This is a genomic window from Streptomyces spiramenti (assembly GCF_012034385.1).
Classification (GTDB): Bacteria; Actinomycetota; Actinomycetes; order Streptomycetales; family Streptomycetaceae; genus Streptomyces; species Streptomyces spiramenti.
The window spans coordinates 1-20320 of record NZ_JAAVJB010000079.1 but is presented as its reverse complement, the minus strand read 5'-3'; the positions used below and the strand labels follow the sequence as shown (position 1 = coordinate 20320).

The following is a 20320-nucleotide window of genomic DNA, read 5'->3' as shown; positions in this document are numbered from 1 at the left end:
CTGCCGCTGCCCACGCCGCCGCGGCCCGGCGCGGGGGTGGGTCCGGCCCCCGCCGACCTCGTCGGGCGGCTCGCCGACCACCCCGCGTCGGTGGCCCCCGGGCCGCTCGGCGCCGCCCCCCCGACCCGTCCCGACCCGCGCACCGGCGCCGCCGGAGCGACCTCGGGCGCCCTGCGGCCGGTCGGCCCGGTGCCGTCCTTCGCCGGACGGGAGGACGCCGTCGCCACGGTCGCCGACCGGTTGGCCGCCGCGGCCGGCGCCGCGGACGGACCCGCACTGGAACTGATCTGCGGCGCGCCCGGCGTGGGAAAGACCGCGCTGGCCCGCGAGGTCGCCTCCCGGCTCGACGCGGCGTTCCCCGGCGGCAGGCTGCTGCTCCCGATGACGCTGCCCGACGGTGCGCCCCGGTCCGCGGCGGACGCGGCGGCCGAGTTGTCGGCAGCTCTGGCGGACGGCGCCCCGCGCGGTCTGCTGCTCGTGCTGGACGACGTGACAGAGGCCGAACAGGTGCGCCCACTACTGCCGTTGGGGCCTCAGTGCGCGGTGCTGGTCACCAGCCGGAGAGGGCTGGCCGGTCTGGTGGCGACCCACGGCGGCACGGTCCACCGGTTGCAGCCGCTGGCGCCCGCGGACTCGGAGCGGTTGCTGACGGCAGCCCTCGGCGCCGACCGCGCCGGCCGTGAACCGGGCGCCGTCGCCGAGTTGGCCGAGGGGTGCGGGCACCACCCGCTGGCGCTGCGGGTCGCCGCCGCGCGGCTCCTGACCCGGCCCGCGCTGTCGCTGGCGGACGGCGCCCGCTGGCTGTCGCAGGACGCGCGGGCCTGCCTGTCGCTCCCGGGCGACCCCCTGATGAGCGTCGGCGCCGTCCTGGACGGCGCGCTCGCACGGCTCTCCCCGGAACTCCGCGTGCTGTTCGAGCAGTTGGCGCTGGCGTCCGACCCCGAGGTGCACGCCTCGCCGCCCCCCGCGCCCGACTCCGCCCCGCCACCCGGCCCGCCGCCCCCGTCCGAGGCCGCGCTGGAGCAGCTGGCCGACGCCGGGCTGCTGGAGGACGGGCCGCCCGGCCCCTACCGCATGCACCCGCTGCTGCGCCGCTACGCCCGCTGGACGGCGCCCGGCCCCGGCCGCCACCCCGTACGCCCCGACTCCGTTCGCCCGACCGATAGGTGTGAGTAATGGCTGCTGCCGCGTTCGAGACCCTCGCCGACACCCGCCCCCGGATCCGCCGGGACGTGCTCTACACGGAGACCCCGGGCGGTGTCCTGTTCCACAACGCCGACGGCGGCTTCCACCTGACCGGCCGGACCGCCTACCGGTTCGCGACGCTGATCGTGCCGCACCTGGACGGCGGGAACCGGCTCGCCGAGATCTGCGGCGGCCTCGGTGAGTCGCAGCGCGCGATGGTCGCGGAGCTGGTCTCCTCCCTGCTGGAGCGGGACTTCGCCCGCGACCACCGCCCCGCCGAGGAGGACGGCCCCGCCGGCGCGGCCGTCGAGCCGCTGCCGGCCGAGGTGGCCGAGCGGTTCGCGCCGCAGATCGAGTACGTCGACCATTACGCCGACGACAGCGCGCGGCGGTTCGCCCGGTTCCGCGGCACCCGGGTCGCCGTGCTGGGCACCGGCGAGGTGGCGGACTGGTGCGCGCTGAGCCTGCTGCGCAACGGCGCCGCCGTGATCGGCACCGAGGCCGCGACGGGCGAGCGGGTGGCGGGGGAGGCCGCGGAGCTGGTCGCCGCCGGGTGCCCGACCGAGGTGGCCGTCGTCGGCGGCACCGCCGACTTCCCCGGCGCCTGGGACGCCTACGACGTGGTGCTGCTGACCGGCGCCGCCGTCGCGCCGCGCGTCCACGCGCTGCTGTCGGCCGGGGTACCGGCGGGCCGGACGGTCGTGCCCGTGTGGACCTTCGGGGAGCGCGCCGTCGTCGGCCCCCGCTCCACCGCCGGTTCGACGGGGTGCTGGTCGTGCGCGCTGCTGCGGCTGGGCGCGACCGTGGACGCCGCCGCCGCTGCCGACCTCTGGCGCGAGGTCGCCACCGGTGAGTCGGGTGCGGGCGGGCCGTTCGCCGCCGCCCCCGACGCGCTGCGCGGCCCGGTCGCGGCGATGGTCGGCAACCTCCTGGCGTACGAGGTGTTCCGGGTCGCGACCGGGGCGCTGCCCTCGGAGACCGACCGGCAGGTGCAGATCCAGGACCTGGTCTCGCTGGACGTCACCGCCGAACCGGTGCACCCCCACCCCGCCTGCGGGATCTGCCCGCCGCACGTGCCGGGGCCGGTCGTCGCGCCGGACGGGTTGACGGTCGCGCCGGTGCCGACCGTCGAGTCCGCGCGGGACGCCGAGCAGATCGTCGCCGACCTGACCACCGTCTCCGAGGCGCTCGTCCGCCCCCACACGGGCGTCTTCGCCCGCTTCGACGACGAACCGCTGACCCAGACCCCGTTGAAGGCGACGGTGCTCGAACTGCCGCTCGGCCACGGGAGGCGCCAGCGGATTCCCGCCTTCGACGTGCACCATCTCGCCGGTGCGCGGCAGCGCGCGCTGCGCGAGGCCGCGGTCCGCTACGTCGACCACGTCGTCCCGCCCGCCGCTGCCCGGCCGGAAGCACCGGGCCGCCGCCACCTGCCGGACGCACTGACCACCGGTGGGGGCACCGGTGCCACCGCCGCGCAGGTGGGTGCCTGGGCACGCGCGGCCTCGCTGCTGGGCGACGGGGACGCGCTGGTGCCGCTGGCCGCGGTCCGGCCGCTGGGCGCCCACAACCGCGACCGGCTGCACCGGGCCACCGCCGCGGGCGGCGGGGCCGGGTCCGACGCCGGGCAGGCCGCGGGGCACGGACTGCTGGACGCACTTGCCCACGACGCGCTGGAGCGCGCGCTGCGCGGTGCCACCGAGGTCCGGATACTCGGCGACGAACTGTACGTCGAGAACGCAGAGTTGACCTTCCTCCGGAAGTCCGCGGTCAACCTCGGCACCACCGTGGAACTGCTCGACCTCGGCGAGGCGGCCCGCACCGGCGTCCACGTGGTGCTGGCGAGGGAGGCCGACCCGGACCGGGCGCCCCGCTGGTCGCTCGCAGCCGCCCTCGACGGGCCGGCAGCCGCCGCCGGGGCGCTGCGGGACGTCCTCGGCGCCGTCCAGCTGGCGGTCGAGGGCGCGGCCGACGCGGAGGCGGTGACCCCACCCCGCGACCTCGACCCCCGGGTCCTGGCGGTCGGCGAGGCGATGCCCGTGCTCGCGCCCGCCACGACCTTCCCCGAGGTGCTCCGGCGACTGCGCTCCGCCGGCCGCGACGCCCTGTACGTCCCGACCACCCCGGCCGACCTGGCCGCCGCCGACCTCCACACCGCCCGCGTGCTGCTGACCGAGGACGGCAACGGTGACCACTGAGACCCGAGCGGGCGTCACCGGCGCCGCCGCGCCGGAGCCGTCCGGCACCCCTGCCGCCGGCCCGGGAGCCACCGCCGCCGCAGGCTCACCGGCCCTGACCTGCCGCCGGTTCGCCGGCATGCTGCGCCGCGCCCTGTCCGCCCTCGGCTGCGCCCAGACCGCTGTCGCTGTGCGGGAGTTGGGTGTCCGTGACGCCTTCGCACCCGGCGCCCACCGGTACGGCGGCTACGGCGGCGAACCCGGTGACGGCGCCGACGGCGCCGACGCCGGGGTGCCGGTCGCCCTCTACGGCCGGCACGCGGTCGTCGGGCCGCTGCCCGGCGCCCGCGCCTGCCCCCACTGCCTGGCGCGCCGCTGGCAGGGGGTGCGCTCCCTGCCGCTGCGTGAGGCGCTGGAGCTGGGCTCCGGCACCCGCTCGGTGGGCGCCTCGCCCTACGTCACACCGTTCGCCGCGGACGCGCTCGCCGGTCTGATCGCCGGCGCGCTCGCCGCCTCGTCGGCTCCCTCCCCGTCCGCCGACGGCGACGACACGGTCGGCCCCGCGGGCGGCGGGGCGACGGGCGGTCCCTACGACGACATCTGGCTGCTGGACCTCGCGACGCTCGCCGTCCGGCGCCACCAGCTGGTCGCCGACCCGGAGTGCCCCCGCTGCGGCGAGCCCGAGGCCGACTCGGCGGAGCGCGCCACGCTGGAGCTGCGCCCGGCCCCCGCCCACCGGCCGGGCGGCTCCCGGGTCCGCGACATCGACTCCTACGACCTGCCGACCGCGCCGTGGACCAACCCGCTCTGCGGGCCGCTGGGCCCCTCCGTGGTGTACGACGTCTCCTCCACCACCACCTCCGCCACCATCGGCTGCTTCAGCATGCGCTCCGGCGACTACCTGCGGGAGACGTTCTGGGGCGGCCACGCCGACACCTACGGCGAGAGCGTCCGCGTCGGGGTGCTGGAGGGGCTGGAGCGGTACGCGGGGATGCGTCCGCGCGGCGCGTTCGCCGCCGTCCGCGGCTCGCTCGCCGACCTCTCCGGGAGCGGCCGGCCGCTGGTGGACCCGCGCGATGTCGGCCTCTACGCGCCTGAGTTCCACGCCGCCAACCCGGAGGTGCCGCCGTTCGCCGCGGACCGGGAGATCCCCTGGGTCTGGGGCTGGTCCCTGCGCGACGAACAGCCCGTCCTGGTCCCGCAGATCCTCACCTACTACCACACGCCCGGCCTGGAGAACCGGTTCGTGCAGGAGAGCTCCAACGGCTGCGCCTCCGGCGGTTCGCTGGAGGAGGCGATCTACTTCGGGCTGATGGAGGTCGTCGAGCGCGACGCCTTCCTGCTCAGCTGGTACGGCCAGGCGGCCCTGCCGGAGATCGACCCCGGGACCTCCCGGCGGCGCGCCACCCGGGAGATGGTCGACCGGCTCGCGATGTACGGGTACGAGGCCCGGTTCTTCGACACGCGCCTCACCTTCCCGGTACCCGTGGTCACCGGTGTCGCGGTCCGCTTCGACGGCGGGCCGGGCCGGATGTGCTTCGGCGCCGGGGCGGGGCTCGACCCCGAGGCAGCCATGGCCGGCGCGCTCTGCGAGATCGCCACCGACGCCGTCAACCTCTCCGAGCGGCTGGAACGCGACACCGACCGACTGCACGCCATGGCGGGCGACTTCGACCTGGTCGCCGCCCTGCACGACCACCCGCTGGTCTACGGCGTGCCCCAGATGGGCCGGTTCGCGGAGTTCCTCATCGGTGCGCCCGGCAGCCCGCGGCCCGAGGCGCGGTCGCTCGCCGCGACCTACGGCGACGGTTCCGTACCCCCGCTGAGCGGCGACGTCCTCACCGACCTCCAATTCTGCCTCGACGCCGTCACCGCCGCGGGTTTCGACGTGGTCGTCGTCGACCAGACGATGCCCGAGCAGCGACGGCTCGGGCTGCACACCGTCAGCGTCCTCGTCCCCGGCCTCGTCCCCATCGACTTCGGCTGGTCCCGGCAGCGCGCGCTGCGCATGCCGCGGATGCGCACCGCGCTCCGGGAGGCCGGGCTGCGCACCACCGACCTTGCACCCGAGGACCTCAACCCCGCTCCGCACCCGTTCCCGTGACCCCGACACCCGACCGGGCGCCCGCCCGGCAGCAGCCCCGTGACGGGACGCCCACCGCCCCCGCCGCTGCCACCCGAGCCGCAGCCGCCCGCGCCACGCACGAGAAGGAGCACCCGATGGGTGAGGCCCACGCCTACGCCACCGCGATCATGAACCGCGGGCGGACCCCGATGGAACCGGTGGACTTCGTTCCGAACTGGGCCGACGGCCCCCGCAAGAGCAAGCTCTACCGGGGGACCGACGCCACCCCGCTGCCCGACGGGGACTACCCGGCCGACGCCTCGCTCCAGGACGGGCTGGCCCCCGCCGCGCCCCTGGACGGCCCCGGCGCCGCGTTCGACCTGGACGCCCTCGGCGGCATGCTGCGCGACTCCTACGGCGTCACCGGCCGGCGGCTGGGCGTGCAGGCCAACACCGACCTCTCCGCGCTGCCGCACTACCGCATGGCGACGTGGTCGCGGGGGAGCGCCTCCGGCGGTGGGCTGTACCCGGTGAGCGTCTACTGGGTCAGCGGCGCCTCCGGCCCCCTCACCCCCGGGGTCCACCACTACTCCACCAGCCGCCACAGCCTCCAGCGGCTGCTCACCGGCGACGTCAGCGACCGGGTCCGCGACGCGCTGGGCGAGCGCGCGCCCGGCCCCGAGACCGACCAGTACCTGGTGCTGGGCGTCAAGTACTGGCAGAACGCCTTCAAGTACAACAGCTTCACCTTCCACGTGGTCAGCATGGACGTCGGCGCCCTGCTCGCCACCTGGCGGCTGTGGGCGCGGGCGCGCGGCATGGAGATCGAGCCGGCGCTCTGGTTCGACGAGCACCGTCTCACCGACCTCCTGGGCGTCGGGGCGGAGGAGGAGGGCGTCTTCGCCGTCGTCCCGCTGCGGTGGCGCCCCGGCGCACACCGGCCGTCCGCCGCACCCGCCACCGGCGGGCGCGTCGGTGTGACCGCGGGCGACAGCGAACGCTCGCGCACGGTAAGGCGGTTCGAGGACGTCACCACGATGCAGCGCGTCACCGCCGGCCGGGCCGCCGACCGCCCCGTACCGGACGACCTCACCGACGCGCTGCCGCTGCCCCCCGACCGCGACCGCGACGGCGTCCGCGTCGCCCTCCCCGAGCCCGCACCGCTCACCGCCGACGTGCGGACCGCGCTGCGCTCCCGCCGCAGCAGCTTCGGCCGGTTCGACGCCCAGCGGCCCATGACGGCAGCCGAGTTGGCGGCCACCCTGCGCGCCGCCCACCTCGGCGCGGAACTGGGCGGCGACACCGCCGCCCCGGCGGGCGGCCCCGGCCTCACCGGGCTGTACGTCTTCGTCAACCACGTGGCCGACATCGCGCCCGGCGCCTACCACTACGACCCCCACGACCCCGAGGGCCCCGCCCTGCGCGGCGTCGTGGACCGCGCGGGAGGGCCGTTCCTCCAGCGCAACTACTTCCTCGCCAACTACAACCTGGAGCAGGCGGGCGCCGTCCTGGTACCCGTCGCCCGCACCCACGCCGTCCTCGACGCGGTCGGCGACCGCGGCTACCGGCTCACCAACGCGCTGATCGGCGCCACCGCCCAGGCCACCTACACCGCCGGTGCCGCACTGGGCCTGGGGTGCGGTGTCGCGCTCGGCTTCGACAACATCTCCTACGCCGAGGAGCTGGGGCTCGCCGAACGCGGCGAGTCCGCGCTGCTGATCATGATGGTCGGCCGGGAGCGCCCACGGCCCGCCGACTTCCGCTACGACCTGGCCTGACCCCACCGCACCGCCCGTACCGGAAGGAGCCCCGCCGTGACGCCGCCGCCCGCGCAGCCCCCGGCCCAGCCATCGACCCCGGCGCCTCCCGCGCCCGCCGCAGCACCCCCCGCCGTGGACCCGTCGGCCGCGGCCCGGCCCTGGGCGGTCGGCCGTCCGTTCATGGCCCGGGTCGCCGGACTCCCGGTGGAGACGGTGGGCCGGCTGCGCTGCCCCGCCACCCGCCGCTGGGCGGACGAGGTGCTCGCCGAGACCGCCCGCTCGGCGGCGGCCGGCGCCGACCTCGGCGACCTGCTGCACGACCTCGTCGGCGAGGAGCCCGAGCCCGTGGGCGACGGCAGTGCCGCCGACATCACCGCCACCACCGAACGCCGCCGCCTGCTCCGGCTCCGGCGCGAGGTGTTCAACAACCGGCTGCCGCGCGACCCCGACGCAGACCTCGCGCTGGTCACCGCCCGCAGCCCGCACGTCGGCTCGCTGCTGGCCGAGTGGCTCGCCGACCGGGCGCGGCTCACCGCCCGCGAGGCCGAGGGCACCGTTCTGATGGCCGAGGAACTGGCGCGGACACGCGCCGAGTTGCGCGGCATCGCCCGTGAGGACCGGCTGCGCAAGGGCGTCCTGCTCGCCTCCCCCACCCTCGACGCCCAGCTCGACGCGTTCGTGCGCTCCGACCCCGCCCGACCCGACAAGCGCGCCCGCAAGGCGGAGCGCTCGCTGCTCTCCTACCTGTACCGGACGGCGTGCAAGACCAGCCCCTTCTCGACGTTCACCGGCGTCAGCCTGGGCGAGTTCACGGACCCCGCCACCCCCGGCCCGCACCCGCGGACCCTGGACCTCGACGGGGCCGACGGCGGCGAGTGGACCAGCCACCCGCGGCTCAACGTCCTCGCCCTGGACCGGGTCGCCGACGCCGTGCTGGCCGACCCCGCCCGCCGGGCCGACCTCCCCGTCGCCCTGGCCTCCGGCTGGGGCCGCGACGCCGACCGGGTGCGGTACGTCCGCCGCTGGGTCACCGCCGGCGACGACGACACCGCCGTCACCTTCGACACCGTCACCGACCGGCTCTTCTTCCTGCGGCGCAGCGGCACCCTGGAGAAGATGCTGCGGCTCTTCGAGGAGCGCCCCGAACTGCGGTACGGCGAGCTGGCGTCCTGGCTGGCGGCCGAGGAGGGGGCGAGCGCGGACGAGGTCGAGCAGTACCTCTCCGCCCTGCTGGGCCTGGGCATGGTGCAGACCCCGACCCTGCGCACCGGTGTCCACGACACCGACCCGCTGCGGGCGTTCGCCGACGCGCTGACCGAGTTGGGAAGCGACTGGGCGCGGGAGACCGCCGAGGCGCTGCGCGGACCGATCCGCTGCCTCGCGGAGTTCCCCGGCGCCGGCCCGGCCCGGCGCCGCGAGCTCCTCGCGGAACTGCGCGACGGGCTGCGGGCCGTCCAGGAGGGGCTGGGCGAGAAGGAGCCGCGGGTCCCGCAGACCACGATGTACGAGGACTCCGTCGGCCCCGACGTCCGCACCCCCTACCCCGCGTGGTCCCCGCTGCTGGGCGGCCCGCTGCGCGCGGTGGAGGGCGTGCTGCCGGCGTTCGACGTGACCCTGCCGCAGCGGTTCACCCTGCTGGGTTTCTTCCTCGCCCGGTTCGGGCGGGGCGGGCGCTGCACCGACCTGCTGAAGCTGGTCCACGACTTCCACGAGGACCTCTTCGACCAGTACATATCGATGACCTCCCGCCGGGTCCCCTTCGACGACCAGGGCCGGTACGTTCCCGAGGAGAACTGGCTCGGGCAGCGGCGCCTGCGCCAACTGGACGCTGCCCGTGCGCTGTTCGCCGACCGGATGAAGGAGCTGTGGGCGCGCGACGGCGAGGCGGAGGAGATCGCGCTGGACGCGGGGCTGCTGGCGGAGGTCGCGGACGAACTGGGCGACGCCTCGCCGCCGTTCTCCCTCTACAGCCACCACCTCCAGCTCGTCGAGCCAGGCGGTGGGGAGGCGCCCTCGCTGGTGCTCAACCGCTCCTACGGCGGACTGTCCTTCCCCTTCAGCCGGTTCGCCCACTGCTACGACGGCGCCGAGGCGCCGCTCGCCGACCGGCTCCGTGACCAGGCGCGGGAACTTCAGCCCGAGGGCGCGGTGTTCGCGGAGGTCACCGGGGGCAGCGTCACCAGCAACCTCAACCTCCACGGCCGACTCACCGACCACGAGATCGTCTGCCCCGGCGAGACCTCCTCGGTGCCCGAGGAGTACCGCATCCCGCTGGAGGACCTGGTTCTCGAACACGACGTCGAGCAGGACAGGTTGGTGCTGCGCTCGCAGCGCTTGGGCCGTGAGGTCGTCCCCGTCTACCTCGGCTACCTGGTGCCGCTGGCGCTGCCGGAGATCCCCCGCACGCTGCTGCTGCTCTCGCCCACCTCCATGGCGCGCGTCGACCCCTGGGGCGGCGTCCCGGTCTCCGCCGCGGTGGACGGCGTGACCCGGCGACCCCGCGTCCGCCACGGCGCGGTCGTCCTCTCCCGCCGGTCGTGGAGCGCGCCCGCCGCCGTGCTGCCGCTGCGGACCGCGGACGCCACCGACGCGGCCTGGTTCCTCGGATGGCAGCGCTGGCGGGAGCGGCACCGGCTGCCCGCGCGGGTCTTCGCCACCGTCTCCGGAGGCGGCGCGCGCGGCGGCACCGCCGCCAAGCCGCAGTACCTGGACCTGGACAGCGCGCTGTCGCTGACCGCCTTCGAGGCGCTGCTGAAGAACGCCGACGCCACGGTGACCTTCCGGGAGATGCTCCCGGACGAGTCCGACCTCCACGCCGTCTCGGGGAGGGGCCGTCACGTCGCCGAACTGGCCGTGGAGACCGTCGGCCGCACCCGGCCGGCGCCCGGCGCGACCGCACCCGCGGCAGCCGCCGCCACCGACACCGCAGGGGGAGACCGATGACCGAGCCCACCACCGCCCCGTCCGCCACCGCCACGGCCCCCGCCGGGCCGGGGGAGTGGCAGGCCACCCACATCTACTACGCCGCCAACCCCCGGCCGCTGCTGCTCGACTGCGTCCGCCCGCTGGTCGCCTCGCTGGAGGCGGACGGCCTGTTGGCCGACTACTTCTTCATCAACTACTGGCTGGAGGGACCCCACCTGCGGCTGCGGATCCGCCCCGCCCGGCCCGAGGCCGCCGACGAGGTCCGCCGCCGGACCGAGGAGGCGGTGGGCCGGTTCCTCGCCGAGCGGCCCGCGCTCTACCAGGTGGACTCCGGGTTCCTCAACGAGTTCTACAACAAGCTCTTCGAGATCGAGTTCTCCACCGTCGCACGGGAGCAGTACACCGACGACGAGGGCCGGATGAACCTCCAGCCCAACAACTCCCACCGCGCGGTCCCCTACGCGCCGGAGTACGGCAAGTACGGCGGCCCCGCCGGGATCGACCTCGCCGAATGGCACTTCCGCCGCTCCAGCGACCTGGTGATCGACGCCCTCGCGACGAAGAACCTCCACCTGCGCACCGTGCTGCTGGGGACCTCGTCCCAGCTGATGACCGTGATGGCGGCGGCGTTCCTCCCCGACCGGGAGGCGTTCGCCGACTACATGGAGAGCTACTACCACTTCTGGCACCGGGCGTTCCCCGACACCGGGTTCATCGGCTCCACCGAGTACGACCGCCGCTTCACCGACGTCGCCCCGCAGCTCGACGCCTGGTACACGCGGGTGCGCGCCGCCGTCACCGAGGCCGACGCCGGCGGACCCGGCACCCCCACCGGGGGGCTGCCCGCCTTCCTCGCGGGCTGGGCCGACCACTGCCGCGAGCTCCGCGACCGGGTGGTCGGACTCGCCCGTGAGGGGAAGCTGGTCTTCCGGGCGCCGCACGAGGAGAGCGAGCAGGTCGTCACCGACCCCCACGACGCCCTCGTCCGGCTGCTCTCCCCCTACCTCCACATGACCAACAACCGGCTGCACGTCACGATCCAGGACGAGGCGTACCTCTCCCACATGCTCGCCCGCACCCTCACCGAGTACCCCGCCGTCCGCGGAGCCGCCGGCACCGGGGCGGACGGCACCCCGGGGGAGCCGGCGTGACCGGCACCACCACGACGGCCGGAGGCGCGGGACCCGCCGCCTACCGGCCCCGGCTGCGGGAGACGCTGCTCGTCGGCGACCCCGTGCTCCACGGCGCCCGCACCGTGCACCTGGTGAAGGACCCCGACAGCGGGCGCTCCTTCGAGCTGGGCGTCAAGGAGCACTTCCTCGTCTCGCGCATGGACGGCTCCCGCACCCTGGAGGAGTTGGGCGCCGACTACGCCGCCGCCTACGGCAAGCGCCTCGGGGACGGCCACTGGGGCAGCCTGCTCTCCATGCTCGGCAGCCGGGGACTGCTCGACGGCTCCCCGGCTCCGGCCGCCCCGGCCGCGGAGCCGGCCGAGGAGCGAGGCAACGGAGTGCTCTCCGGCTCGGTGCGGATGGTCGCGGACGCGCCGCGCACCGCCGCCCGACTGCACGCCGCGGTGCGGCCGTTGCTCAGCCGCCCGGCGGTCGTCCTGCTGCTCCTCGTCTCGCTCGCGCCGGTCGCCGCCGTCGCGGCGCGGTTCGACGACGTGGCCGCCGGCACCGCCCGCACCTTCACCGAGCCCGCGATGCTGTTCGCGCTGGTCGCCCTGGTCTGGCTCTCCACCGCCCTCCACGAGCTGGCGCACGGGGTCACCGCCCACCACGCCGGCGGCCGGGTCGGGGAGATCGGACTCCGCTGGCGGCTTCCGGTGGTGATCATGTACTGCACCGTCGAGGACTTCGCCCATCTGCCGTCCACCGGCCGCCGCGTGGCGGTGGCGGCGGCCGGCGCCGTGGTGAACCTGCTGTTCCTGCTGCCGTTCCTCGCACTGTGGCTGCTCGCCCCGCTGGACGGACTCACCGCGGACCTGCTGGCCGCGCTGCTGCTCATCGGCGTCGTGCAGGCCATGATGATGCTGCTGCCGATCCCGCCGCTCGACGGCTACAAGATCGTCGAACAGTGGACACGCTCGGCACAGTTGGCGGCGTCGGCGCGGACCTGGATGATGCTGAGGGTCCGCCGCGACCCGGCGGCCACCGCCTACCCCGCACGGGCCCGGCGCGTCTACGGGGGCTACGTCGCGCTGGTGCTCGCCTCGCTCGCCCTGCTGGCGGCCGGTGGCGGCCTGCTGGTCCACGCCCTGCTGACGGCCACCTGACCGCCCCCCGCCCACCGCCCGCCGTGCGGGGCCGCCGGCCCCGCACCGACCCCCACCGCAGCCCCACCCCCGTGACGGCAGAACCCTAGGAGAACCCCGTGTCACCAACCGCCGACCCCGCCGGCGCCACCGCCGTCGAACTCGCCGACGTCCGTAAGAGCTACGGCGGCAAGCACGCCGTGGACGGCGTCACCCTCAGCGTCCCGCGCGGCGAGTTCTTCGGCCTGCTCGGCCCCAACGGCGCCGGCAAGACCACCCTCGTCGAGATCATGGAGGGGTTGCGGAAGGCCGACGCCGGCACCGTCTCGGTCCTCGGCCACCAGCCGTCCCGCCGGGAGAAGAGCCTGCTGCCGCGGCTGGGCGTGCAGACACAGTCCTCGGCGTTCTTCGTGCGCCTCACCGCCCGCGAGCACCTGGAGACCGTCGCCGCGCTCTACGGCGTCGCGCCCGACGCCGCACGCTCCACCCTGGAGACCGTCGGCCTCACCGCGCACGCCGAGGTCCGCGTCGACGACCTCTCCGGCGGCCAGCGGCAGCGGCTCGCCATCGCCTCCGCCCTGGTCCACGAACCCGAGCTCATCTTCCTCGACGAACCGACCGCCGCCCTCGACCCCCAGGCCCGCCGCGACCTCTGGAAGGTCCTCCGCGACCTCAAGGGCGCCGGCCGCACCATCGTCTACACCACGCACCACCTCGACGAGGCGCAGGAACTCTGCGACCGCGTCGGGATCATGGTCGACGGCCGCATCACCGCCCTCGACACCCCCGGCCGCCTCATCGCCGCCGGCACCGGGAACACCCGCCTCCTCGTCCCCGCGGCGCGCCTCCCCCTGGAGACCGCCCGCACCCTGCCCGGTGTCGAGACCGCCACCGCCGACGGCGACATGGTCGTGCTGGTCACCACAGACTCCGGTACCACCCTCGCCGAGGTCGCCAAGGTCGCCGGGCTGGAGGGCGTGCAGACCCGCACCGTCAGCCTGGAGGACGTCTACCTCCAGCTCACCGGCACCGCCTGACACCGCCCCCTCGCCCCGCCCGCGCACCCGCCCCCACCGGGCACCGCACACCACCGGACGCGGCAGGGCACCCCCTCGGGGCCGCCACGACCGGCCCGCCGACGACCGAACGAACCACACGGAGCACCCCATGAGCGCCTACACGGCCCTGAGCCAGGCCGGCTACCGGGCCTCGGTCCGCGACAAGACCACCCTCTTCTTCACCTTCGCCTTCCCGCTGATCTTCCTCGTCGTCTTCGGCCTGATCTTCGCCGGCCAGGCACTGGAGGACAGCGGACGCACCTACATCAGCTACACCGCCCCCGGCGTCCTCTCCTGGGGAGTGGGCAACGCCGCGCTCTTCGGCATCGGCTTCGTCCTCATGCAGTGGCGCCGCGACGACCTGCTGCGCCTGATCCGGATGACCCCGACCTCGCTGCCGTCGGTGCTCGCCTCCCGCTACACCCTCGCCCTGGGCATCGGCGTGGTGCAGGCCGTGCTGTTCGTCGCCGTCGCGATGCTGCCGCCGTTCCGCCTGACGCTGGACTCCGGGTGGCCGCTGGCGCTGCCGGTGCTCTTCCTCGGCATCACCACCTTCCTCACCATGGGCGTCATCGTCGGCTCCATCGCCACCACGCCCGAGGCCGTCGCCGCCATCGCCAACTGCGTGATGGTCCCGATGGCGTTCCTCTCCGGCTCCTTCCTCCCGATGGACATGATGCCGGGGTGGATCCAGGCGGTCTCCTGGGCGCTGCCGCTGCGCTACTTCAACGACGCCATCTCCGCCGCCCTCGTCGGCTCCGGCGACATGGGCGACATCGCGGTCGGCTGCGCCGGACTCCTCGCCTTCACCGTCGTGTTCGGCGCCATCGCCCTCAAGACCTTCCGCTGGAGCAACCACTCATGACAGCAGTCACCAGCGACACCACGCCGGCACCGGCCGCCGACCCCGCGACCGTCGGGCCCTTCGCGGCGGCCCGCGAGCGACTGGAGCGGCTGCTCGCCGGGCGCCACGCCCGGGAGGGCCGGCCGCCGCTCCTCGGTGCCGCCGCGCCGCCGACCGTGGTGCCGCTGGGCGCCGCCGACACCCTCGGCGGCGGGGACCCGTGGGCCGGCGTACGGCCCGGCGCACGCGTCCACCTCACCTCGCGGGCCGTGCTCCTCGGCCCGTGGGTTCCGGCCGCCGCCGGCGCCGCGACCGGAACGCCGTCGCCGGCCGGCCCACCGGCCGAGGCGTGCGGTCGCTGCCTCGCGATGCGCTGGCAGCGACTCCGCAGCCGCTCCGAGCGCGAGGCGCTCGAACTCGGCCACCACCCCGGAGGCGGCAGCGCCTGGCCCGCCCTCACCGACCACGCGCTGGACGCCGTCTGGCACACCCTGCGAGCGCTCCCCCTCGCCGCTCCGCCCGCCGAACCCGAGCTGCCGCAGGTCACCCGCATCGACCTGGTCACCCTCGCCGTCGTGACCGTGCCGCTGCTCCCCGACCCGCTCTGCCCCCACTGCGTGACACCCCGGCCCGACACCGCCGAAGCAGCCTGGCCCGAGCGGACCCCGCGACCCAAGCCCGCCGTCGACGGCTACCGGCTGCGGAGCCTGGACTCCTACGCGCTGCCCACCGCCGCGCTGGCGAACCCGGTCTGCGGCGCGCTGGGGGCCGTCACCCACCTCAACCCCGCCTCCACCACCACCGCCCCCGTCTCCGGCTCCCACTTCGTCCGCGGTTACGCCGGGTTGAACGACGTGACCTGGAGCGGCCAGGCCAACGCCTACGCCACCAGCCGCAAGCTCGCCTACCTCGAAGGGCTGGAGCGCTACGCCGGCACGCACCGGCGGCGCGGCACGCGGCCCGTCCTCGGCTCGCTGCGAGAGTTGACCGCCCGTGAGGGCGCCCACGCGGTGCTCGACCCGCGCACCTGCGGGGAGTACGCACCCGAGACCTACGAGACGGACCCGCTGCTCAGCCCCTTCGATCCCGACCGGGAGATCCCCTGGATCCGGGGGCACTCGCTGCGCGGCGGCAGGCCCGTCCTCGTCCCGGCCCGGCTGGTCCACTACGGCGCGGGGGTCGAGGCCGACAACTTCGTCTTCGAGTGCTCCAACGGCTGCGCCACCGGCAGCTGCCCGGAGGAAGCGGCGCTCTTCGGGCTGCTCGAACTCGTCGAGCGCGACGCGTTCCTCATGTCCTGGTACGGCCGGTCGCCGATACGGCGGATCGACCCCGCGCTCGGCACCGGTCCCGCGGTCCGGTCGATGCTCGACCGCGCCGCGCTCCACGGCTACGACGTCCGCGCCTTCGACAGCCGCGCCGGCCTCCCGGTGCCTGTCGTCACCGCGCTGGCGGTCCGCCGGGACGGGGGACCGGGCACGCTGTCCTTCGCCGCCGCCGCCGGATTCGACCCGCTGGAGACCCTGGAGTCCGCGCTGTCGGAGGTGCTGACCTACATCGCGCACCTGCCGTTCCAGGTCGCCGACCGGCTGCCGGAACTGGAGGCGATGGCCGAGGACCACGACCGGGTGCTCCACCTCACCGACCACGCGCAGCTCTACGGGCTGCCGCGGATGGCAGCCCACGCGCCGGAGTACCTCACCGACGAGGAACCGGTGCCGCTCACCGAGGCGTTCGCCGACTGGGCGGAGCGCCGCCCGCGGACCGGCGACCTGGTGGACGACCTGCACCTGCTCCGCGACGAGCTGGCGGGCGCCGGGTTCGACGCGATCGCCGTGGACCAGACCACTCCGGAGCAGGCACGACTGGGGCTGCACACCGTCGCGACGATCGTGCCGGGGCTGCTGCCGCTGGACTTCGGCTGGCGTCGTCAACGCGCCCTGCGGATGCCCCGGTTGCTGGACCACCTGGCAGGGCGACCGGCACGGCTCATCCCGCACCCGTTCCCCTGACGCCGTGAGGCCCCGAGGCCCCGCGGCGGGGTTCCGCCGGGGGCGCGCGTGCGGCGCAGTCGCACGCGGGCGGGGCGACATCGGGTGAGCGGGGCAGCGGATGAGGGCGGCAGGAACAGCAGGAACAACGAGAGCGGTGGGTGCGGGGGCGTTGCTGCCGGCGGTCGCGATCCTGGCGGGATGCACCGCGACGCCGCCCCCGCCCGCCGCCGGAGCCTCGCCGGAATCCGCCGGCGCCGCGCCGGCGGACTCGCGCCGGGCGGTGCCGGACGACGCCCGTCAACACGCCGTGGACCGGCCGGAGATACGGCAGGGCGCGGCGGAGGCCGTTGCGGTGGGCCCGGAACGCGGCGACCACCACCTCGGGTCGGTCCCGCTGGCCGCCGGAGCCTCCTGGCTCGCCGTCACCTGCCGCTCGGACGGGCCGCGGCAGCAGGTGACCGTGGCGGTGGAGCAGCTGACCTCGGTCGGCGTCACCTGCGAACGTGAGGAGGTGACCCGCTTCCTGACCCGGCTCGGCCTCACCGACGCGGACGCCGGGCAGGCGCAGTTGACGGTCCGGGGCCCGCAGGGCGTCGAGTGGTACGTGTCCTTCCAGGTGCCGGACACCGACGCCGTCTGATCCGGCTGACCGGCCCGGCCCCCGTCCGGGCGAAGCGGCGGTGATCCCGCTCACGAAACTGTCCGGAACAGTTGCCTGTGCACATGTGCGCCGGGGTAGCGTGATCATTCCGCGACTCGGGCGAGCAGGAGGAACGAAGCGTCGGCGTCCGGTCCCCGGCGGACCGTGCGGCGGTGCTCGGCTGTGAAGTCGGCCTTCTGCGGGCGGCGTTCGAGTGCGCTTCGGTGGTCCCGGCCGGCTCGGCCGACCGCGGCGCCACCGAGCCCCACGCGCGGGACTGCCGTGCGGGTGGTCCGTCGCCCCGTCCTCCGGGGCGCGCGACGGGCCGACCGATCGGCTGTTCCCGCACGTCAGTTCCGGCGCGCCGCCGTGCGCGCCCGGGGCACCCGTCGCCCGGCGCGGGCGACGGGACCGCAACCGAGGAGCTCCAGATGCGCAAAGCCGCCCGCCGATCGACCGTCGCCGGTCTCACCGCTGCCGTCCTGTTCGGCACCTGGATGTTCGCAACGGCGAACGCAGGGGAGTACACCGAGTCGTTCGACTCGCTCAACCGCGACCTGTGGCAGTGCGAGTTCTCCTGCCCGACCGTGGAGGGCGGCACCGCCGACTTCACCCTCTCCCCGGGTGTCGACGCGCGCGAGTTCGGGTCCTGGTCCAAGGTGTCCTACCGGGCCGAGCGTTTCACCGAGGGCGAGTTCGCCATGCGTTTCAAGCTCACGGAGCGCCCCACCGACCAGGCTGTGTGGTGGGGGCTCGCCCTCTGGGACAACGGCCCTGAGGAGGACATGAGCAAGTTCAACGAGATCAACTTCGGCTACACCACGGACCAGAGCTTCGAGAACACCGAGCTGCGGTTCGAGAGCGCCAAGCACGGCGTCTACCGGTCGATCCGCGTCGACACCGGCGTGGACCTGTACGACGGCGAGTGGCACACCGGCACGTTGAAGTACACCGCCGAGTACGTCCAGTTCTACCTGGACGGCGAACTGCTCCACACCATCAGCGACAAGGACGTCATCCCGACGGACCCGATGAAGCTCACCGTCGGCCCGCGGCTGGTCGACGGCAGTGCGCCGCTGGAGCAGGAGTTCACCCAGTCCGTCGACTGGGTCTGGTTCAGGAACTGAGCCGCGCCCGGGAGCCGTCCGGCGGGGCGACACACACCAGCAGCGGGCTCCCGGTCGCCGGTGAGGGCGATCGGGAGCCCGCCGTGCGGGACGACGCACATGCCGAGATCCGGCCGGGCAGCGTCCCGGCCGGACTCGGACCAGCAGCGAGGATCAGGCGCTGCAGGAGGTGGTGCTGGTGGTGCTGGAGCAGGTGGAGGTGGAGGAGCAGGAGGTGGAACCGGCGAGCACGACCTCGGCGGTGTCCGAGTAGTCGGAGATCTCGAAGGTCTCGGACTCCAGCTCCAGGATCTCGTCGGCGAGGGTGGCGAGCTCGGGCTTCTGGGTCATGGCGTCTCCAGTCAGTGGGGCACCGGCCGATCCGGTGGCCTGATCGCTTCTCCATTGCAGCGGTGACCGCTGCCACATCGGCCCCGGTTCCGCTGTCACCCCGCTGACACTCCCTCTCCTCCGGCCCGCGCCGCCCGCCGCGCCGGGACGCCGCCCGCTGTCAGTCCGTGTCAGCGGACCGTCGTCCCCCTGGCACGATGGAGGAGGATGCTCGATCGAACCGGGGGAGAGCCTGCTGCGAAGGGAGCCCCCATGGCCGTGCCCGCCGACATACTGCGGACCGCGGTCGAGCGCTATCTCGACCTCCACGCCCACCCGGAACTCTCCGGCGCCGAGCACCGCACCGCCGGTCTGTTCGCCGCCTGGCTGACGGCCGAGGAGTGTTCGGTCACCACTGGCATCGGCGGCCACGGTGTCGCCGGGGTGCTGCGCAACGGCGACGGGCCGACCGTGCTGCTGCGCGCCGAGCTCGACGCCCTCCCCGTCACCGAGCGGACCGGCCTGCCGTACGCCTCGACCGTCCGCGGCGTGATGCACGCCTGCGGCCACGACCTCCACCTCGCCGCGCTGGCCGCCGCCGTCACCCTGCTGGCCCGGGAGCGGGACAGCTGGTCCGGGACGCTGGTGGCGCTCGGGCAGCCCGCCGAGGAGTCGCTGACCGGAGCCCGGGCCGTCCTCACCGACGGCCTGTACGAACGGGTGCCGGTGCCCGACGTCGTCCTGGCGCAGCACTGCGCCCCGATCGCCGCCGGCACGGTCGCCCACGCCCGTGGTCCGCTGCTGGCGGGCAGCCGCACGCTGGAGGTCGTCCTCCACGGCCGTGGCGGCCACGCGGGCGCTCCCCAGCTGACGGTCGACCCGGTGGTCGCCGCGGCGGCAGTGGTCACCCGGCTCCAGGCGGTGGTGGCGCGCGAGACCGACCCTGCGGAACAGGCGGTGCTCACGGTGGGTCGGCTCCACGCCGGCGACCAGCCCAACGTGGTCCCCGACGACGCCGAACTGGGCATCACGCTCCGGGCGTTCACCGAGGACGCGCTCGACCGGCTCACCGCGGCGGTCGAGCGCGTGGTCCGTGCGGAGAGCGAGGCGTCCGCCTGTCCGACCCCGCCGGAGGTGACGGTGACGGGCAGCTCCCCGGTACTGATGGCGGACGGCGCGACCGCCCGCGCGGTCTTCGCCGCGCAGGCGGCACACTTCGGCGCGGCCCGGATGCGGGACTGGCCCGGTGGCATGGCGACCGAGGACTTCCCGCTGCTCGGCGCCGCGGGGGCCGGGCTCCACGGCCGCTCCGGCATCCGCTCGGTGTACTGGATGCTCGGTACCGCGTCCTCGGCCGGCGTGGCCGCCGTTCCGGCGCCGGTGCCCGGCAACCACTCGCCGGAGTACGCGCCCGACGTCAGGACGGCGCTCCCCACGGGCATCGAGGCGCTGGCCGCCGCCGCGCGTGCCCTCCTCCCGGCGTGAGGCGGCGGTATGAGCGCACGGAACGCGGGCCGGGAGGCCGCCGGGTGGCGGCAGGGGGAGCGGCACCGGGGGCGAACCGCGGGGGCCGCCCCCGCGCCGAGGAGTGAGGAGAACGCCGTGGACACCGACCTCACCGGGCGGGCGGCGGGCCCGCCGCCCGCGCCCGCCGGCCCCGGGGGCTACCTCGACCTGGCCGTGGTGCGTCGGGACAGGGCCGCGCCCGGCGGGGAGTCCACCGCCATCCGACTGCTGGCGCTGCTGCCGGGCGACGCGGGCCGCTGCACCGAGGTGGACGCGGACCGGGTGCTGCTGCGCATCCCCGTCAGCGGCGCGGCGGGCCGTCTCGCCGCGCGGCGGGCGCTGCGCACGGTGCTCGCCGACCGGGCTCTCCTGGGGTGGACGGAGGATCCGACGCCCGGCTGACGGCCCGCGACACGACTCCCGCGCGGCCAGGAGCCGGGGGACGGCTCGCCGCCCCGCCGCCCCCCGGGGGC

The 20320-nt window shown here is 75.5% G+C and carries 14 protein-coding genes and 1 pseudogene; 14 read left to right on the top strand and 1 reads right to left on the bottom strand.

The window, feature by feature from the left end:
* The 12 genes and pseudogenes from HCJ92_RS11895 to HCJ92_RS11840 all read left to right on the top strand — a co-directional run.
* Positions 1–1176 (top strand): annotated as a pseudogene (locus HCJ92_RS11895) (NB-ARC domain-containing protein); the annotation flags it as partial.
* Positions 1176–3383, top strand: coding sequence for a TOMM precursor leader peptide-binding protein (locus tag HCJ92_RS11890; RefSeq protein WP_167933486.1), 2208 nt, complete (start codon positions 1176–1178; stop codon positions 3381–3383). The pseudogene HCJ92_RS11895 and the gene HCJ92_RS11890, both read left to right, overlap by 1 nt.
* A gap of 118 nt (positions 3384–3501) precedes the next feature.
* Positions 3502–5466, top strand: a complete 1965-nt coding sequence (locus HCJ92_RS11885) for a TOMM precursor leader peptide-binding protein (RefSeq protein ID WP_167933490.1) — start codon at positions 3502–3504, stop codon at positions 5464–5466.
* A gap of 116 nt (positions 5467–5582) precedes the next feature.
* Positions 5583–7205, top strand: a complete 1623-nt coding sequence (locus HCJ92_RS11880) for a nitroreductase family protein (protein ID WP_167933485.1) — start codon at positions 5583–5585, stop codon at positions 7203–7205.
* Between the two features lie 162 nt (positions 7206–7367).
* Positions 7368–10130 carry a lantibiotic dehydratase gene (locus HCJ92_RS11875; RefSeq protein ID WP_167933489.1) on the top strand — a complete coding sequence of 921 codons (2763 nt, stop codon included), beginning with the start codon at positions 7368–7370 and terminating at the stop codon, positions 10128–10130.
* Positions 10127–11263 (top strand): lantibiotic dehydratase C-terminal domain-containing protein, encoded by a 1137-nt coding sequence (locus HCJ92_RS11870; protein ID WP_167933484.1) that lies wholly within the window; start codon positions 10127–10129, stop codon positions 11261–11263. Before HCJ92_RS11875 ends, HCJ92_RS11870 begins: the two co-directional genes overlap by 4 nt.
* Positions 11260–12390 (top strand): peptidase M50, encoded by a 1131-nt coding sequence (locus tag HCJ92_RS11865; protein ID WP_167933483.1) that lies wholly within the window; start codon positions 11260–11262, stop codon positions 12388–12390. The genes HCJ92_RS11870 and HCJ92_RS11865 overlap by 4 nt, the downstream gene beginning before the upstream one ends.
* Positions 12391–12488: 98 nt before the next feature.
* Complete coding sequence (locus tag HCJ92_RS11860; RefSeq protein WP_167933482.1) at positions 12489–13406, top strand: ATP-binding cassette domain-containing protein; 918 nt, start codon at positions 12489–12491, stop codon at positions 13404–13406.
* A 130-nt stretch (positions 13407–13536) separates the two neighbouring features.
* Entirely contained in the window at positions 13537–14292 is a 756-nt protein-coding gene (locus tag HCJ92_RS11855; protein ID WP_167933481.1) for an ABC transporter permease, read from the top strand.
* Positions 14289–16283, top strand: coding sequence for a TOMM precursor leader peptide-binding protein (locus HCJ92_RS11850; protein WP_167933480.1), 1995 nt, complete (start codon positions 14289–14291; stop codon positions 16281–16283). The genes HCJ92_RS11855 and HCJ92_RS11850 overlap by 4 nt, the downstream gene beginning before the upstream one ends.
* A gap of 136 nt (positions 16284–16419) precedes the next feature.
* The gene (locus HCJ92_RS11845; RefSeq protein ID WP_167933479.1) at positions 16420–16905 is read left to right on the top strand and encodes a hypothetical protein; all 486 of its coding nucleotides are present in this window, start codon (positions 16420–16422) and stop codon (positions 16903–16905) included.
* Positions 16906–17336: 431 nt separating this feature from the next.
* Entirely contained in the window at positions 17337–18032 is a 696-nt protein-coding gene (locus HCJ92_RS11840; RefSeq protein WP_167933478.1) for a family 16 glycosylhydrolase, read from the top strand.
* A 153-nt stretch (positions 18033–18185) separates the two neighbouring features.
* Here HCJ92_RS11840 and HCJ92_RS11835 read toward each other — a convergent pair whose 3' ends face one another.
* Positions 18186–18362: a thiazolylpeptide-type bacteriocin gene (locus HCJ92_RS11835; RefSeq protein WP_167933477.1), complete on the bottom strand. Its 177-nt coding sequence runs from the start codon at positions 18360–18362 to the stop codon at positions 18186–18188.
* Between the two features lie 252 nt (positions 18363–18614).
* Here HCJ92_RS11835 and HCJ92_RS11830 point away from each other — a divergent pair, with 252 nt between their 5' ends.
* Positions 18615–19826, top strand: a complete 1212-nt coding sequence (locus HCJ92_RS11830) for an amidohydrolase (RefSeq protein WP_167933476.1) — start codon at positions 18615–18617, stop codon at positions 19824–19826.
* 9 nt (positions 19827–19835) lie between these two features.
* Entirely contained in the window at positions 19836–20249 is a 414-nt protein-coding gene (locus HCJ92_RS24905) for a hypothetical protein (RefSeq protein ID WP_245240804.1), read from the top strand.
* Positions 20250–20320 lie beyond the last annotated feature (71 nt).

What these genes read in the sequence shown, in the direction of transcription:
- HCJ92_RS11885 (WP_167933490.1), top strand. Translation starts at nt 3,502, where the DNA reads ATGCTGCGCCGCGCCCTGTCCGCCCTCGGCTGCGCCCAGACCGCTGTC.
- HCJ92_RS11850 (WP_167933480.1), top strand. Translation starts at nt 14,289, where the DNA reads ATGACAGCAGTCACCAGCGACACCACGCCGGCACCGGCCGCCGACCCC.
- HCJ92_RS24905 (WP_245240804.1), top strand. Translation starts at nt 19,836, where the DNA reads ATGAGCGCACGGAACGCGGGCCGGGAGGCCGCCGGGTGGCGGCAGGGG.
- HCJ92_RS11830 (WP_167933476.1), top strand. Translation starts at nt 18,615, where the DNA reads ATGGCCGTGCCCGCCGACATACTGCGGACCGCGGTCGAGCGCTATCTC.
- HCJ92_RS11890 (WP_167933486.1), top strand. Translation starts at nt 1,176, where the DNA reads ATGGCTGCTGCCGCGTTCGAGACCCTCGCCGACACCCGCCCCCGGATC.
- HCJ92_RS11875 (WP_167933489.1), top strand. Translation starts at nt 7,368, where the DNA reads ATGGCCCGGGTCGCCGGACTCCCGGTGGAGACGGTGGGCCGGCTGCGC.
- HCJ92_RS11835 (WP_167933477.1), bottom strand. Translation starts at nt 18,362, where the DNA reads ATGACCCAGAAGCCCGAGCTCGCCACCCTCGCCGACGAGATCCTGGAG.
- HCJ92_RS11880 (WP_167933485.1), top strand. Translation starts at nt 5,583, where the DNA reads ATGGGTGAGGCCCACGCCTACGCCACCGCGATCATGAACCGCGGGCGG.
- HCJ92_RS11855 (WP_167933481.1), top strand. Translation starts at nt 13,537, where the DNA reads ATGAGCGCCTACACGGCCCTGAGCCAGGCCGGCTACCGGGCCTCGGTC.
- HCJ92_RS11840 (WP_167933478.1), top strand. Translation starts at nt 17,337, where the DNA reads ATGCGCAAAGCCGCCCGCCGATCGACCGTCGCCGGTCTCACCGCTGCC.
- HCJ92_RS11870 (WP_167933484.1), top strand. Translation starts at nt 10,127, where the DNA reads ATGACCGAGCCCACCACCGCCCCGTCCGCCACCGCCACGGCCCCCGCC.